The sequence below is a fragment of the Bacillus sp. FJAT-29937 genome (assembly GCF_001509555.1).
GTDB lineage: Bacteria > Bacillota > Bacilli > Bacillales > Cytobacillaceae > Cytobacillus.
In genome coordinates, this window is record NZ_LMAS01000008.1 from 86,142 (window position 1) to 103,100 (window position 16,959).

Annotated in this window: 13 protein-coding genes; 12 read left to right on the plus strand and 1 reads right to left on the minus strand. The window is 37.3% G+C overall.

Features of this window, described 5'->3' with window-relative positions; all coding sequences use genetic code 11:
* Positions 1–55: 55 nt before the first annotated feature.
* The 12 genes from AR328_RS16975 to AR328_RS17030 all read left to right on the plus strand — a co-directional run bounded on the left by AR328_RS16975 (position 56) and on the right by AR328_RS17030 (position 16,199).
* Positions 56–1,333, plus strand: a complete 1,278-nt coding sequence (locus AR328_RS16975; RefSeq protein WP_066298501.1) for a DUF2399 domain-containing protein — start codon at positions 56–58, stop codon at positions 1,331–1,333.
* Positions 1,309–2,712, plus strand: a complete 1,404-nt coding sequence (locus AR328_RS16980; RefSeq protein ID WP_066298508.1) for a hypothetical protein — start codon at positions 1,309–1,311, stop codon at positions 2,710–2,712. The genes AR328_RS16975 and AR328_RS16980 overlap by 25 nt, the downstream gene beginning before the upstream one ends.
* Positions 2,678–3,385, plus strand: coding sequence for a hypothetical protein (locus AR328_RS16985; RefSeq protein ID WP_066298511.1), 708 nt, complete (start codon positions 2,678–2,680; stop codon positions 3,383–3,385). Before AR328_RS16980 ends, AR328_RS16985 begins: the two co-directional genes overlap by 35 nt.
* Entirely contained in the window at positions 3,366–6,590 is a 3,225-nt protein-coding gene (locus tag AR328_RS16990) for an AAA family ATPase (protein WP_066298516.1), read from the plus strand. The genes AR328_RS16985 and AR328_RS16990 overlap by 20 nt, the downstream gene beginning before the upstream one ends.
* A gap of 351 nt (positions 6,591–6,941) precedes the next feature.
* Positions 6,942–8,213, plus strand: a complete 1,272-nt coding sequence (locus AR328_RS16995; protein WP_231734964.1) for a Rieske (2Fe-2S) protein — start codon at positions 6,942–6,944, stop codon at positions 8,211–8,213.
* Positions 8,214–8,308: 95 nt separating this feature from the next.
* On the plus strand, positions 8,309–8,875 hold the full coding sequence (locus AR328_RS17000) for a DUF4256 domain-containing protein (RefSeq protein WP_066298517.1): 567 nt from the start codon (positions 8,309–8,311) through the stop codon (positions 8,873–8,875).
* 941 nt (positions 8,876–9,816) lie between these two features.
* Complete coding sequence (locus AR328_RS17005) at positions 9,817–10,665, plus strand: phosphate ABC transporter substrate-binding protein (protein ID WP_066298519.1); 849 nt, start codon at positions 9,817–9,819, stop codon at positions 10,663–10,665.
* Between the two features lie 45 nt (positions 10,666–10,710).
* Positions 10,711–11,619 carry a phosphate ABC transporter permease subunit PstC gene (gene pstC / locus AR328_RS17010; protein WP_066298521.1) on the plus strand — a complete coding sequence of 303 codons (909 nt, stop codon included), beginning with the start codon at positions 10,711–10,713 and terminating at the stop codon, positions 11,617–11,619.
* 1 nt (position 11,620) lies between these two features.
* Positions 11,621–12,445 carry a phosphate ABC transporter permease PstA gene (gene pstA, locus AR328_RS17015; RefSeq protein WP_066298527.1) on the plus strand — a complete coding sequence of 275 codons (825 nt, stop codon included), beginning with the start codon at positions 11,621–11,623 and terminating at the stop codon, positions 12,443–12,445.
* Between the two features lie 12 nt (positions 12,446–12,457).
* The gene (gene pstB / locus AR328_RS17020) at positions 12,458–13,288 is read left to right on the plus strand and encodes a phosphate ABC transporter ATP-binding protein PstB (protein WP_082677288.1); all 831 of its coding nucleotides are present in this window, start codon (positions 12,458–12,460) and stop codon (positions 13,286–13,288) included.
* A gap of 13 nt (positions 13,289–13,301) precedes the next feature.
* On the plus strand, positions 13,302–13,979 hold the full coding sequence (gene phoU / locus AR328_RS17025) for a phosphate signaling complex protein PhoU (protein WP_066298533.1): 678 nt from the start codon (positions 13,302–13,304) through the stop codon (positions 13,977–13,979).
* Positions 13,980–14,141: 162 nt separating this feature from the next.
* Positions 14,142–16,199 carry a sigma-70 family RNA polymerase sigma factor gene (locus AR328_RS17030; protein ID WP_066298919.1) on the plus strand — a complete coding sequence of 686 codons (2,058 nt, stop codon included), beginning with the start codon at positions 14,142–14,144 and terminating at the stop codon, positions 16,197–16,199.
* Between the two features lie 224 nt (positions 16,200–16,423).
* Here the strand turns inward: AR328_RS17030 and AR328_RS17035 are convergent, their stop codons facing one another.
* Positions 16,424–16,951, minus strand: coding sequence for a VUT family protein (locus AR328_RS17035; RefSeq protein WP_066298538.1), 528 nt, complete (start codon positions 16,949–16,951; stop codon positions 16,424–16,426).
* Positions 16,952–16,959 lie beyond the last annotated feature (8 nt).

Consider the following 16,959-nt stretch of genomic DNA (forward strand, 5'->3'; position numbering starts at 1 on the left):
ACAAAAGTTGCTCCTTTCACTATGATAAAATGGTACGTTAGAGGGGGATTAAAGATTGATAATTAATGTATGGAAGGATTATTTGTGTGAATATATTTTATTAAAAAATGAGGAACTTAATTTACTAGATATAAGAGAAAATAACGGGATTGTCGATATCCCTGTTGTAAAAAAGACTTCCCGAACTAGAAGGGTAGTAGCTATGTTGACAGTTGGGATTAATAATAAACATGTACCACCTGATAATCTGGTAAAAGATTTTACAAGCCCAAAGACAAAGAAACAGTTAGAACTCACTAATGAAACCTACGAGTGGATTCGGAATGGGTGGGTTATTAGAGAATACCGCTTGGCAAAAGACGAGCGAACTGTGAAAAGCGAACAGTATCGAATGGGGCTGTCTTTATTCCAATATAAAAAGCAACTTGAGAACCAGCAGGAAATAGAAAAAAAAGAATTAATCTTGGAATTGAAAAATCAATGGATTAATACGTTGCAATCTTATTCTTCATCTAACCTTCAACGTAAAGAAAAACTTGATAGATTAAAAGACATTTTAGATACAATCATATCCAAAGAGACAATAAACCACATCAATACTACTTGGAGGTTCCAAAAGCAACTTCTATTTTTACACTTTTTAGTTGCTTTTTATCAAATTTCAATGGTTGAACATCATTTTGATTGGAAGCAGATTGGAGCAAGGTATTATCGTAAAATTGGTGGCTCCAAGGAATTCGATTCCTATAAAAAAGAATATATTGAAGCAGCTGAAGAGTTGCTTGAGTACCCACTGCATTTACTTGGACTAAGCAGTTTGGGTACGATTACGCCAATCTTTTTTACTGGATCAATGCAAGGTGGAAGTGTTTTATACAAGTATGGGCCAATCCATGCTACAACAGATTTAGCAGTTTTTTCGGAAGAATTTCAAACGGACGCTGAGGTTTTGTGGTTGGTAGAAAATCGAGGGATCTTAACACGGATAGCGTATGAGAAGGAATTTTTAATAGAATCAAGGAGTTTCATCTTAGGAGTCGATGGTCAGTTAAGGTCAGCACACAGACGATTGATTGAACAGCTTGTTTCCAATGTGAAACAAGTGATTATTTGGACGGATGTTGATGAAGCTGGATTAATTATAGCAAAAGATATAGCGCAAATCGTACAAAAAAATCAGATAATAATTAAATGGGTTGTACCGCCTTTAGAAGTAATTCATCATTTAAAAGAGTTTGAATCACGATACGAAATGGCAATACAACATCAAAAAGAAGAACAAGAGAAAGAGATTGGGGGTGTTGAACTGTGGAAAAAGTGGATCAGTCCTTAATTTCCATTTTTGACATGGATAGGGAAAAACCAGAGCTTCTTCAAACTATGCGTGACATGGCTGCATTAGCAGGTGTATTGAATGAATTAAGTGATAAAGAATCATTTCAGGCCCCAATAAATGTACTGCGTTTTATACGGGTGCTAAATCTCATTAATCTAGAAGCACTTGGCATTACGGACCGAATCGAAAATGAGGACACGCTGTTTTATAGGTATCGCCACACTTATGGCTATGACGAAGAGATGACCATTGAATACTTAAAGCACTTATCCTATGTATTGGGGAAGTTTAATTGGATAACGAAGACGGCGAAGCGAATTAAGATGCGCGACCTAGGAAAGAGAATGATGGATGTTTTAATTCGATTGGCAAATGATTCGCTTGCTTATTATATGAATGACGAAGTAGCCAGATCGTTATTCCAAGCAAAAAGGGATGCGGAAATTAGTGAAGCGTATGATGACAAGGGCATTTCTGGTGGAAATAAATTAGCCAGTATGATTAAAAATGTCGAAGAAGCCATTTCGTTACTCACTGAAAGAGAGTTAGAATATTTAGCTGATCGAAATGCATTGTCCCAAGTTGAAGTCATTCATCAATTGATGAAAGAATTGGAAACAAAAATGGTCGAACGTCTGGCAAAATTTGAAACACTAGATCAGGAAATGGTGTTTTCTACTATTAAACAAAAAGGCATGATGGCCATTAGTGAAGGAACAAAGATTAGCCTTGGTACCATTAACAAAATTCTTAAGTTCGCACATCTACAACAAACAGATTTTATTGAAACAATTCAACCAGAGTTACTAAGAAACTTTATTGTGCAATCGTTTGATCCACCTATTGGTTCGGACATCCCAAATGCACATCAAATCCTTAGTTTTATGGAACAAGGTCAGTACGAGGACGAAGAGATGGATGCTCTTTGGGTACCGGTTAAATTTGCTAGCCCCTTATCTCCTAACGCTATTGAAGAGGGAATCGCCTATATCGAAAATTATGAACCGTATACAGCAGAAATCGAAGAAGAAATAGGGGAAGATTTTCAAGAGATGGATGAAATTCCGGAGGATAGATTGGAAGAAATAATGGGTGATTCAAAATGGCAAATGACAAAACAAATGATTCATACTGAGCATATTGAAAAATACCTAGACAAAGTTGAAGAAGCAGGATTAGATGAATTGGTTATTCAAGCCGGATCTTCTAAGTGGAGTGATGTATTAAATGGTTTAATTGCAGTGTCTGCACTAGTTGCAAATAAAAAGGCGGATATTGATGAAAAAGCAAACCGAAAATTACAAGGTAATATAGAAGAAAGAGATTGGAGGTGGGCAGAAGATGAACAAGGAAGCTATGGAATTAGAAAACGATGAAAATGAATACGTGAATGAAAATCCTTTGAATGCATTACAATCGATTCAAGGATTTTTAACTAAGGAAGAAGAGCTTGCTTTCATGCAAATTTTATTTTCCTCTTCTGCAACGATTCGAATGGGGAATTTTGGGCTTTCCCGTAAAGATGTAGAGAGATTGCTTGGTGTAAATGGTGGGGAAGAATTTTTTTCTTTTTTAAAGCGAGTGAATCAAGCTGTTAGCCGTTATTTCAAAGTGATTTACGATGAACGCAGAAATCAAGTAGTGGCACTTATGCGTGTTCCTGCAAAACAAGCTAGAAATGTGCTAAATAAGGAGAGCTTGGCAATTCTTATGTTTATTTTTTATCATCAAGAAGTGTTACAGAATGAGTATACATTGTTCTCGCAATTAATAAATAGTTTCGGTCACGAATCCTTACAAGTGACAAGGAAAATTCAAGCAAATTTAGATCCCTTGAAAAAAATAGGTGCAATCGAAATCTATGACACCAACTCGGATGAAGAGGCGTTTCAGCTAACAACGATTGGAGCAAATCTTTTTTCTGACTCGTTTTTACGAAGATATGCAGAATTCAGCCAATCCAATCAGCTCCATATGGAGGATGTTCTTCGGTTCTTTAAACGCTACAACATCAATGGAGGTGTGCCGGATGATACCATGGAGGCTTAGATTTTCTGGGGTTCGAGATTATATTCCGACAGCATTGGATTTATCAGAGGAGCATGACCATATTCTTATCTCCGGTCCTAACGGTGCGGGTAAGTCAACTGTAACATTTTGTATGGGTGGAGTTCTTTATTCAAGTAAAGTAGACATAGAAGGTCTAAAGTCTAATAATCTCCCATCAAATCATACATGGCGAGCGAAAATTGAGCTTCTTTTCAAAAATGCAGGGAAAATGAAGGTTGATGCCCCTCTATATGTACAATTCCGCTTGGAAATTGAACAAACACCTGGTGATCAAATTAAAAGAGAGTTCTATATTGAAGAGGGGGACGAAATCGACAAATGGCAACGTTCCACAAAGTTTACCAGTGGCGGGAGTTTGAATTTTACTGAATATAAAAATCAAGTGCTCTATAAGTATGCTGTCGATCCAGATGCCTTTTATCTAATTTGGTACCAAAAAGAAGTGAACCAGTTTGCCATCATGCATCCAGAAGAACGTTTCCGAATTTTTAGTGAGATGAACGGCATCGATAAAATCCAGAAAAACTGGGAAGAAAGTAAAGAACTTGTTAAGGAAACGGAGCAGAGCCTGCAAGAGGCAGAAGGCAAGCAAGGCCTAAATAAAATGCATTTAAAGCAAAAGAAAATGGAACTTGATAATTATCATGATCGCAATCGCCGCCGTAAGGAAGGCTTTAACCAATATTATCGAGGGTTAATGTGGCTTGAAACATATTATTTAAATCAAATTGACTCCTTAAAATTACAAATTGAAGAATTAAAAACTAATAAGGAGGGAAAAATTGGAACCAAGCGGGAGAAGGAAATTTATTTTGTTGAGAAAAAGGAGGAACTTGAACAGTTCAGGCTGTTACTTAGTCAGCTTGAAAATCAGGAAGATGAATTAAGGCTAGAAGTCGACGAAATAAATAAACGTCTCAAAGAGACCAACAAGAAGATAGAGGAGATATCTGAGCAGATTGCCGAAATCACGAAACAAGTTGACCGTATTGGAATGTCAGAGCATGAAGTTAGTAAAAATCTGAAAGAAGCGGAACAGAAATATAAAGAGATAGATGCTTTTATTAAAGCAATGGTTTCAAAGGCTACTAGTTTATCGGATAAGTTAAATAATCTAATTCCCAAAAGTGCGGAATTGTCTGTAGAAATTAACCAGGATAAAGATCAGGAAAGAAAGTTTAAGGCCTTGATCGACACGTATCAAAGCAGTCATTCCGTTCAAGCTGAGATGGATAAAAACAATCTCGAAATTGAGCAAAACAAAGATCGATTACGTGATCTGAGTGAAAAGGAAAGAAAGATTGAAAAAGAACTGATATTTCTAAAAAATAATAAAGTGTACAATCCCCGTCAAGAACAGTCCATCCGATATTTTGAAAGAAATCAAATTGAAGTTTACCCATTACGCGAGCTTGTGGAATTAGATGAGACTGCGGGTCAGAACGATGAATATTTATTCGATACGATCAAATACACATTATTCGTTAATAAAAAAGTCTTTCAAGCACCGAATGATCTTTATCATGTATCATTACCAAATCTCATTCCAGATAGAACAATTATGCATTTACCAGATAAGCATCTAAGGGTAAAAGAACATCTAGATGACCATCTTTACCCGTATGCGTTAAAAGCACTTTGGTGGGTGGCGTCATTTTTTAAAGATGAAAAACCTTTGATTGTTAATGGTCAGCTTGTTGATGAAAAAGGGTTACGGGGACCGCAAGAGGAAAAAAGAATTATATTAAGTGACAAAGTATTACAATTTCAGCAAGTGAAACTGGAGGAAGAGCTAACACAGGTCAAGGAAGAAATGGTTGAACTTGAAAAGGATAATATTGAACGTGATAAACGAAACACCATTTTATTCAGTCGGAGAGAGTCACTTAAAGATGCTGAAGCGTTTTTAACGAAGGAAAATGAAAGAGAATGGCGGCAGAATCAGTATGACAAACTAAGTAAAGGGATAGAAGCAATTGTAAATGAAAATCGTTTAATTCAAGATGAGTTAAACGAACAAAGAACGGCATTCGCTAAAAGCGGGCAATCTGTATCAACTTACCGGGAATATCTAGAAATCTATCAACGATTTCAGAAAGAACAAGCAAAAATAGCAGAAGTTCAGAGGCTAAAGGGCATACAAGTTGAGCTTAATCAGAATAACAAAGAACAAATTAATCATTTAGATAAAATTTCAAATACATTGGATTCAAAAAGGCGCGACGAAAAACAGCTATCAAGAAAACTAGAAGATTTACAAGATGACCTGTCTTTTCAGGACCGAGAAATCGAACAAATTGAGCGTCAAATAAAAACAAGGTCAGAAGAGCGAGTCTCAAACGAAGAGGGATATTCTCGTACACGAAAAGAAGTAATGAAACTTCAAGAAGTTTCGAAAGACCTAGTTGCTAATTTTAATGATGAGGTGGTTCGCTTTTCTGAGTTGACAAAACCACAAGCGGAGGAATTACGTAATAATGGACAAACCATCTATGAGTTTGCGGTAAACCAAACTGGAATTGATGAAGCTGCACCTGAAAACTATGCAAAAATGAAAGAAGAATATGATAGGTCAGAGAACGAAGTGAAAAAGTCAAAAATCTTATTAGAAGAATATACAGAACGAATGGAACGGTTTAAAGAGGATTTGGAAGATACAATAAATATGAAGATCATCGGAGTGAATCAGAAATTTGTTAACTATATGTCTTTATTCGGTTTTGAAGGAAAAATTGAATGGGATATGAATACGGATCGACGTGGGCAAATTCGGTATACGCTATTTATTAAGGCAAGAAAAGAAGGCCATCGTGGAAAAATAGAAGATGTTAGTGTTAAAGCCCGCGGTGGAAAAGTAGGAAAAGGTGTATCTGGTGGTGAGGAATCACTTAGTTCTTTATTATTTGCACTGGCGTTAATGCAAACAATCGAGGCATCACCAGGATACATTGTACTAGATGAATTTGATAGTGCTCTTGATGAGGGGCGAAAGGAAAAAGTGTTCGGATTATATGAACAAGAATTGCAGCGAAAAATGATTATTCTTACTCCAAAATCCCACGAAGAAGAATATCTATATCGTTTCTCTAAAGCATATGTAGTGCATCACAATCCAAATATACCAAAAAGTACAGTGTTCAAAGTGAAGCGGGTTAAGGAATTGGACAAAGGTTCATTATCTTAAATATAACGATAAACCAATCTATCGACTAACAAGTAAATTGGTTTGCTTACAGTTTCCAGACTTCTAGATAGAAATATCCACCATTATGAAGGATTTCTACATTCCATCGATAATATAAAGTAGTAGGCAACAATTTTCGTGCATCCTCTATTAATCTTAAATCAGAGGATCATTGAAATCTATTATCGGGAGAGTGAAACAATTGATAGATTTGATTCATGCTGGTTCGTTAAAGATGCTTGAAGGTGAAGGTGTAAGGGTTATAAAAGGAAGTCATGACCAGCGACTGAGATTGCAAAGGTTGGTGTCGAGTTTGGAACGAAACATCGTCAGAACGGCTGGCGCTCTGGATTGACGATCTTAACAGCCATGACGAATGTATTGCCTAAATTGGATAAAAACGGTCAGATTTTAGCGTTGTTTCAAGGTCTCGTTCATGTTGCACGAGAAAGTTCAGGAATGGGAACACGTTTTTTACTTGGGGCACTTCCTGTATCTGATAAAGAAAATGCTCAGTCATTCAATCAATTATCAGAATGGTATCGTCATTGTGTGGAGGTTCGTGATTCACAGGGAGCTGAACGCGTGCTCTTGACTGCGATTGAATTAGGCTTCTCGAACGAGCAGCTTTCTAACATGATGATGACAGCGATTACGGATCATTTTTATGTGAATACCGGTCATACGCTAGATTTTCATAATAAAGCATTCGAGATTCTTGATCGGATTGGTTTAGAGCATCGGCCATATGTATTATCATCTTTGCTGCCCGGTATCGGTGATGTTTCCCGTAGTGAAGAATCTCATAGTTGGCAATCACCTGTTAACTTGGTCCAACCATTAATGAAGGCATTCAAGGGATTACCTACTATTCTTGCCGATGCATCATCACAAGGTAACGCTGATATCGATGAAGCGGGATTGGTTAAGCAAATTTTATCAGATGATCCTTTAAAAACGCTAAAGATGATGTTTGATGCGCTTAAAAGTGGAGTTTCTCCTGCTCGTTTGGCACAGCTCGTAGCTTTGGCGGCGGCTGAAAGGATCTCCAGTTTCCATGTTCAAAATGATTTCAGTGATTGGTTTACCGTACTCCATACCTTCACTCACGCGCATGCGGTCCATCAGTCGCTGCGTCGTTCGACGGCTCATGAATTGACTCGAGCTGTCTTCCATGGCGCGATGAGTGTCTATCTTGATCGTTTCCTTAATATACCGTCTGCACGAAGGCCTGAACCAAAGGACGTAGAGGCTAAACCTCAAAATACTTCTGAATTGCTAGAGATAATGAATAAACAACAACAGGTTGCCGAATCAGCCCGATGGGTAGTGGATTACTTAGCACGCGGCGGTGATAAAAGTGACCTCTTCAATACGCTCGGCCACGCATTATTAAGAGAGGATGCAGAGTTTCATTCATTTCAAATGTTTGAAGCAGCGATTGTTGAACACGATCATTGGGAAAAAGAGGAATCTGAGCTAGCTAGTTATGCACAGGAAACATTGATCATTGCAGCAACACGTTATTTAGCAGGACATGCCCCAACTGCTAGAGAAATGCCACATACTGCACGGATTGCCATGCGTCTCCACCGCGGAGAAAAATTATTTGAAGATGAATGATTTTTATATAAGTATTAAAGTATATCCAATTAAAGTTGGACATAATTGGATTGAGGCCATTAGTTCTGAAAAATAATTAAAGAAGAGGTTTTACGATGGAAAATGAAAAAAGGCAGTTGTTGCCTGAACAACATGAAGAAATACTTGAAATATTAAAAGCCCGTTTCGAAAAAAACATGAATCGCCATGAAGGACTTGAATGGGCAAAAGTTAAAGCAAAGCTGGAAGCTAATACTGGGAAATTGTGGCCGCTCAATGAAATGGAAGCAACTGGTGGTGAGCCGGATGTTGTAGGTTATGACGAAAAAACGGGCGAATTCATTTTTTATGATTGTTCAGCAGAAAGTCCTAAAGGCCGCAGAAGTGTTTGTTATGATCATGAAGCGCTGGTGTCGCGAAAAAAACATCCACCCGAAAATAGCGCTATTGGAATGGCGACTGCGATGGGCGTTGATCTTTTAACGGAAGAACAATACCGGGAGCTTCAGTTACTTGGTAATTTTGATTTGAAAACATCGAGCTGGGTGCAAACTCCTGATCATATTAGAAAACTTGGCGGCGCCATCTTTTGTGATCGTCGCTATGATACCGTCTTTGTATACCATAATGGAGCAGATTCCTATTATGCTGCAAGGGGCTTCCGTGGCTCGCTAAGGGTCTAAATTTTGGTGTGAAACGTTGCCCGGTGATGGGACGGCAGATTGGTAGTGACAAAATAGGTGGTCAGCCTTTTGAAAATGTAGCAAAAGGGAGTTCAGGTAACGGGTTCTCTTTTGGAGTACAAAAAGTGAAAAAACAAGCATGGTAATTCGAAAAGAATTCGCCATGCTATTTATTTTTCTTTGCATGTAAAAAATTATAAACGGAGAATTTCCGACTAATGTATATAGTGGATGCTTAAGAGGCAGATATAAGCGGAGAAATTCCGACTAACTGCATTAAATAAGGCAAAATCAATAGATTTTGATAAGATAAACGGAAAAACTACCTTTATTTTTAAGAAAATATGGGTATTTCTCAATTTAAAGGGAAATTCTCCGTCTATTTTTCAGTCACGGGAAAATCACCAATTATACATCTTGGGTAGCCTCCTTCCATTTTTAATAGATATAAATGAAATCAATGGAATGACATTCGAAATTGATATTTTAAAAAGAAAATTTAGTACGGTTTTATTATTGATATTACTTTGAAACATGCAAAAACTGGTCTTGTATGGAGACTGTTGTTGATGAGATTGTAAAATAAAAAAACAAAGTACCATTAGTATTTTCAGGCTAATGGTACTTTGTTTTTTTTGAATATGAAATAAGTCAAAATGACAAAATAATAACATTTAAAATATTTATATGCTCCTTAATTCAAAATTCTCTCATCCAATTGATATGACCTATTTTACCAAAACTAATGGATCCTGAACTGACCATCTCCACTATCCAAATTAACTTCCCTTTACCAAATTTTCACACAAAATATCTTGTTTTTAATAAAATTTACAAAACCTTTACAAAGTTCATATGAAAAATTTACACTACATATTTATTCTACTATTAGACAATATACGACAAAATCAATTCTAACATTATTATCTCGGAGGTAATAAATGGTTATTTTCAAAAAACTTAAATTGGGATTAACGCTGCTGACATTACTAGCAATATTAACAGCATGTACAAGTAATAGTGATACCGATACTGAGTCAAAAGCGGCAAATGGCAGTCATGCAACAGTTGCTATTTCAGGATCTACATCTGTTGGTCCGCTAGCTGAAAAATTAGCCGCGAAATATAACGAGAACGTTCATACGAAAATTGAAATAAATCAAATTGGTTCCTCTGCTGGGATTACGAACGCCATCAATGGTGTGTCTGAAATTGGTATGTCTTCACGTGATCTAAAAGAAGAGGAGAAAGCACAAGGATTGAATGAAGTCATTATTGCTTACGACGGGATTGTAGTTGTGACTCATCCAAGCAATAAAGTAAAAAGCTTGACGTTGGAACAAGTAAAAAAGATTTTCACTGGTGAAGTTACGAACTGGAAAGACCTAGGCGGAGATGATATGGAAATTGTCGTAGTCTCCCGCGAGGATGGTTCAGGTTCCCGCGATGCATTCCAGGAAATTGTAGACTATAGCTCTGGAGAATTAATCAGAAACTCCATTATTGCAAGTGGCAACGGAAATATTAAAACGACAGTTGCAAACAATAAACATGCAGTTGGCTTTATTTCATTTGAATATATTGATGATTCTATTTCAACAATCGACATTAATGGGGTAGAGGCTAATGCAGAAAATGTTCTTAAGCAAAAATACAGTTTGTCACGTCCATTCTTGTTTGTTTACAAAGATGGGAATCTAACGGAAGCTGGCCAACAATTTATTGATTTTATCTTAAGTGAAGATGGTCAACGTATTGCTGCGGAGGCCGGGGCAATTCCTGTGAAGTAATAGACAGTAACATAATTTTTAATCGTTATCTTGGGGGAATTCAGCGTGTCTATCCTAACTAAGCACAATGCAGAAATCGGTAAGGCAAATAAAAGGAAGTATATGTTAGAGAAGGTATCTGCGAGAGTGTTCTTAATTTGTGCACTTCTTTCAGTCATCACTTTATTGTTAATCATTGGATTTGTTTTTTATAAAGGCTCACATCCATTTGTGGCTGGGGGCTATAGCTTTATGGACTTTATTTTCGGTTCGGATTGGGTTCCAAGTGAAGATAAATTCGGGATTTTCCCAATGATTGTCGCATCTGCTTTTGCAACAATCGGGGCATTAATAATCGGGGTTCCTATCGGTTTATTTACAGCGATTTTCTTAGCAGAAATAGCCTCAAAAAAAACAGCCAAAATCATTTCGCCTGCGATTCAGCTGTTAGCAGGTATCCCTTCTGTTTTATACGGGGTTTTTGGACTAGCGATTATTGTTCCATTTCTACAAAATTCTTTAGGATTAGTAAAAGGACAAAGCTTATTAGCAGTTATTCTTGTATTAGCAATTATGATGCTGCCAACCATTGTGACAGTTGCGGAGACAGCAATTCGTGCGGTGCCGAACTCATACCGCGAGGGATCGCTAGCTCTTGGTGTTTCACATATTGGAACCATTTTCAAAGTCATTGTACCAGCAGCTAAATCAGGGATTATGACGGCCATTGTATTAGGTTTAGGTCGAGCAATCGGAGAAACGATGGCTGTTATATTAGTGGCTGGGAATAGTTTAATCGTACCAACTAGCCTGACTGATAGTGTTCGCCCGCTAACGACAAATATTGCGTTGGAAATGGGTTACGCAGCTGGCACTCATCAAGAAATGCTGTTTGCAACAGGAATTGTCTTATTCTCCTTTATATTAATTTTGAATTTTGTATTAGCGAAAATTACTGCGAAGGGCGGCAACTAAGGTGAGAGAATGGAAAGATAATTTATTGCGTGGATTTTTATGGCTTTCAGCTCTGCTTTCTGTTGCCGTTCTCGTCATCATTGTTGGATTTATCTTTTATAAAGGGATGAATTTGATCAGCTTTGATTTCATTTTTGGTGATTATTCCCCAACTGGGGGCGGAGGTATTTGGCCGATGGTAGTTACAACGATTTACACAATCGTTATTTCCTTAATCATTGCGACTCCAATCGGGATATTAGCAGCCGTTTATTTACAAGAATATGCGAAACAGGGACGGTTAGTTAGAATCATCCGCTTTGCAACTGAAAGTTTAACAGGGATTCCCTCGATTATTTATGGTTTGTTTGGAGCAGTATTCTTTGTAACGACTTTAAAATTCGGAATGTCCATTATAGCGGCTTCCTTAACATTAACGATTATTGTTTTGCCTGTAATTATACGAACAACAGAAGAGTCCTTAAAAACAGTTCCCGGGTCATACCGTGAAGGTTCGTTAGCTCTTGGAACAACAAAGCTGCAAACATTATATAAGGTGATCTTGCCTAGTGCGATGCCTGGAATTTTATCTGGTATCATTCTCTCGGTTGGACGAATTGTTGGAGAATCAGCTGCCATCTTTTTAACTGCTGGAACAGTAGCTGCCATGCCGGAAAGTATTTTTTCATCAGCCAGAACGTTAACTGTTCACTCCTATTTAGTCACACAAGAGGCTGGGGACATTGAACTTGCTGCGGCAGTTGGAATTGTCCTAATCGTCATCATTTTGGCTATCAATTTATCAGCAACATTTATATCAAAGAGATTAAATAAAGCAGACCAATAAAGGAGCATATTTATGAGCACATTAGTAATGGAACGTAGCGAGCGAGCGGTTAAAGAAAAACAAACGGTATTTACAGAAACTGTGGAAGGCACAACAACGAAAATTAGTGTGAAGGATTTAAATTTATTCTATGGTGAGAAACAAGCATTGTTTGGAGTATCTCTTGATATTAATGAAAAAGAGGTAACAGCTTTAATTGGTCCTTCAGGCTGTGGAAAATCGACTTTTTTACGAACATTAAATCGAATGAATGATTTAATTGACGGTGTAAAAATCAATGGTGATATAGAAATTGATCATGAGAATATTTATAAATCAAATGATGTGATCAAATTACGTACAAAAGTAGGAATGGTTTTTCAAAAACCTAATTTATTCCCAATGAGTATTTACGATAATGTTGCTTATGGACCAAGAATGCAAGGCATTAAAAATAAAAAAGAATTAAATAAAATTGTGGAAGAAAGCTTGCGGGGGGCAGCGATTTGGGACGAAGTAAAAGACCGGCTAAAAACATCAGCATTAGGTTTGTCCGGCGGTCAGCAACAACGTGTTTGTATTGCACGAGCCATTGCGATGAAACCGGATGTGATTTTAATGGATGAGCCTACTTCGGCCCTAGACCCAATCTCAACGTTAAAAGTAGAAGAATTAATCTCAAATATGAAGGATGAATTTACGATCGTCATCGTTACTCATAACATGCAACAAGCTGCGCGAATCTCTGATAAAACAGCGTTTTTCTTAAATGGAGAGATAGTTGAATATGATGATACAGATAAGATTTTTTCAATGCCTAAAGATCAGAGAACAGAAGATTATGTAACTGGCCGATTTGGATAATAGGGGGTAACAAATGGTTATTCGTGAGAACTTTGAGAAGAGTTTAGTGGAACTAAAGGGTAAAATCACCGAAATGGGAGAACTCACCATTGTTGCCTTAGAAAAATCGTTTAATGCCTTAAAAGTGCAAGATGTGGAGATCGCATTAAATGTAATAGATGAAGATAACCATATTGACGATCTTGAAATGGAAATTAATCAGTTTGTCATCTGGCTAATGGCAAAAGAACAGCCTGTTGCAAGAGATTTACGCATCATCATAGGTATACTCAAAATCTCATCTGAAATCGAACGTATTGCAGATTTTGCGGTAAATCTGGCTAAAGCAACCATTATGATTGGGAAACCAAATTCTTTACTGTCAATAACCAATCTAGAGCAGATGAAAGAAGTCTCTATTGTGATGTTACAAAAAGCACTGCAATCTTTAATGGAAGAAAACATTGCTCTTGCGAAAGAGGTTAGTGGCTTAGAGGATGAAGTTGATCAATATCATGCTGAAACATATAAAAAACTGACTAATTATCTAAGTGAACATCCAGAAGAAACGAATCAGCTCGTCCAATTATTACTTGTCAATCGATATCTTGAAAGAACAGCCGACCATATAACAAATATTGCTGAAAGCTCAGCGTATTTTATTAAGGGAAAAATATATGATTTTAATTTAGGAAATGAAAATCAATTGTGAAGGATTTAGGGAGAAAATATCTATTTGAAGGAGTTAAGCTACTTTGGCTTGACTCTTTTTTTATATAATGAACAATTTGTTTTAGGTTTTATTCGCTTGAAAGTTTGTTATTCTATATATATGAAATATTTAGAATTACACCCAAAAGGGGGGAACACTTTTATGATTCCAGCAAAAATCGATCCCATTTCTACCACTATACTGAGAGAAAAAGGCGTGGATTCTATCGTTGATTGGTTCGAACAGCATAAGCATACGTTCTATGCACTTGGCTGGTCCTATCTTAGTAATCAGCAGCAAATGGAGGAGCTTTTTTTCCGGTCCATTATTCAAGTCCAAAAGGAATGGCCTCGATATAAAGGAAAAACACCATTCGAAATGTGGTTTACATCCATTTTCATACATAACTGCCGTGAACTTTCGGATAAAAGAAGTTTGCAAGCTTCAGAGGACAGCGAACCACGGCAGGATCTATTTAAAGCGCTCGATCAATTGCAACAGGACGAGAAAGAAGCCTTGGTCCTGACCTATGTACAAGGATTCTCTCAGGAGGAAGCGGTACATCTCCTTGAAGTATCAGCAGAAAAGATTAAAGAGCTTTTGGCATCGGGAATCCAGTCACTTAGAAAAGAAATGAGGTCTGGAACAAACTTTAATGGCTGTAAGGAGTATAAAAAAGATTACATCGATTACTTAGAAAGAGCGATGGAACGACCGAAAAAGATTGATTTCGAAATACATATTTATCATTGCCAACATTGTCAGGAGGATCTGGCTGCCTTTCAGGATGTCATGTTAACGATGTTGGACCTGACTAATAGAATGGAAGATTTGCATGTGCCGTTTCGCCTCATGGAGAACGTACGAGATAGGCTGGCAAAAATAGAGAGAGAAAGACAACAAAAGAACAAGAAACGTAAAAGAATGGGCATTGTTTTTGCGAGTGTATTTGCTTTATTGATAGGTGTAGGTTTCATTACTGGGGCGTTTGCTTATCTCTACTATTCGTGGACTGAAGAAGATCCGGAAATGCGTTATTTTCTACAGCAAGGCCTCGGTAAAAGGCTGAATCTGGAAGCGGAAAGCGTTGGGGTGAAAGTGAAGATTAAGAGTGTCATTGCTGATGACGTTCAGACACTTGTTTTTTATGAAATCGAAGATACAGGTGAAGATAATCAATTTGTGATGAATTATGGTTATGGTGATGGGGTTTTTGTGGAGAACGAGTATGAAATTATGAGCCGTGAAACCTATCCGAGGTTCTATCCTCCTGACCTTGAACCGGATGTAAATAACAAAGAAAAGAACGTGTATAAAGGGAAGATGAGTCTGCTGCCACTTAAAGAGGAGAACGGGACAATCAAACTCAAGATCACAAAGCTTCAGAAATTGTTTCGTGATCCCTCTGGGCGCTCTAGTTATTGGAATTACGATAATATTGAAAATAAAATAGGTGAGTGGAGCTTCGAAATACCAGTAACAAAACGGCCTTCCAGCGAATATGCACTGGATGAAGTAACAGAAATCGAAGGAATTCCCATTCGATTAGACAAACTCATCGTTGCTCCAACTACAACGATTCTGCAATTTGGTATTAATAATGAGCAGATTGAGAAGCGAATAGAATCTCTTAATATTAACGATCTAGAAGTAAACAATAAAAAAATAAAAGCCCAAATGTATGGCGGGGCTTTTTGGCATTCACAGCAAGACGTGAATTGGGCTACTTATCAAACACAATTTGACCCTCTTTTTGGAGAAAAACCGGAAGAGGTTCAGGTTCAATTTAAATCTGCTAATTTAACGGTTGAAGATACATTTATCATCGAATTTGACGATATTAGAGAATACCCACATACTTTTGAATATGCGGGAAGTACAATTTCCATAGATAGGATGGAAGTTGGAGACTCTACGAATTTTGTGCTAAGCAATCATGAAGTTGAGAATCGGGAGTATGAGTGGCTTCAATTCAATATTGTAAATGAATCGAGTTTTATAGATATGAATTCTGATGGAGTAATCGTTGATAAAAACGGGGTAGTATACGATATAAATAATATGCCAGTCTCATATGAGGAAATCGAGCAGCCCCGTCATTTATCTACAGTTCAAAGCGTTCGGTTCCATGGTGAAAATGTGAATCCTAAGAGCCTGGAGATTTACGGATATAATACAACGAAATATTTGGATGATGTTGTGAAGATTTCTTTGGAATAGCTAAAGAAGGGTAGAGTAATTTAGAAATTCGAATTCATAGGCGGAGAAATTCCGGCTAATGTGTGTAGGGAAGGGTTTGAAAGTTAGTAAATAGCCTCAGTTAGTCCGTTTAACTTTTGAGAGGACTATGGTTCCGTTATTGGTCGCTCATCTTTTATAGTAAACGCTCAGAGAATCCTCTGAGCGTTCTGTTTTGGTAATCCGTATGAAGGGTAGTGTGTTCTTTAAACAATTTCTTTCCTAACACTTGCCAACTGAAGCACCATAACCCCAAGAAACTGCATGATTACTTTTACAACGATCTGGCCTAATATCGCCATCCATATCATATTCCATGGTAAAATATTTGCACCTATTGGCGACAACCCGACAACGACAAAAATTGCTGAATCTAATATTCCACCAATCACGCCGCTATACAGTACACGGAAGTGCATCGGTAAATTTAATCTTGAATAAATCTCCGTATCAGTCGTTTCCGAAACAGCGAAGCTTAATGCACTCGCAAAAACAATCCATAACGTATCTCCAAGTAAATAACTAGAAATGGCCGACAGAATTAATGCTAAACAAATAAAAAGATAAGTTTTCGTTCTTCCGTATTTATTTTGGACAAGATCACGAAAAATAAATGTTGCCCCAATTAGAAATGAACCCATTGGAATTAGAAAAATACCAACTGCAAGCGGAGCAAATTTGGCAGTAACAACATTGGCCAAAACGATCGCAAATAAATAGATAACTAATCTCATATTATTTT

What these genes read in the sequence shown, in the direction of transcription:
- AR328_RS17035 (WP_066298538.1), bottom strand. Translation starts at nt 16,951, where the DNA reads ATGAGATTAGTTATCTATTTATTTGCGATCGTTTTGGCCAATGTTGTT.
- AR328_RS17030 (WP_066298919.1), top strand. Translation starts at nt 14,142, where the DNA reads ATGATTCCAGCAAAAATCGATCCCATTTCTACCACTATACTGAGAGAA.
- AR328_RS16990 (WP_066298516.1), top strand. Translation starts at nt 3,366, where the DNA reads ATGATACCATGGAGGCTTAGATTTTCTGGGGTTCGAGATTATATTCCG.
- AR328_RS17000 (WP_066298517.1), top strand. Translation starts at nt 8,309, where the DNA reads ATGGAAAATGAAAAAAGGCAGTTGTTGCCTGAACAACATGAAGAAATA.
- AR328_RS16985 (WP_066298511.1), top strand. Translation starts at nt 2,678, where the DNA reads ATGAACAAGGAAGCTATGGAATTAGAAAACGATGAAAATGAATACGTG.
- pstB (WP_082677288.1), top strand. Translation starts at nt 12,458, where the DNA reads ATGAGCACATTAGTAATGGAACGTAGCGAGCGAGCGGTTAAAGAAAAA.
- AR328_RS17005 (WP_066298519.1), top strand. Translation starts at nt 9,817, where the DNA reads ATGGTTATTTTCAAAAAACTTAAATTGGGATTAACGCTGCTGACATTA.
- phoU (WP_066298533.1), top strand. Translation starts at nt 13,302, where the DNA reads ATGGTTATTCGTGAGAACTTTGAGAAGAGTTTAGTGGAACTAAAGGGT.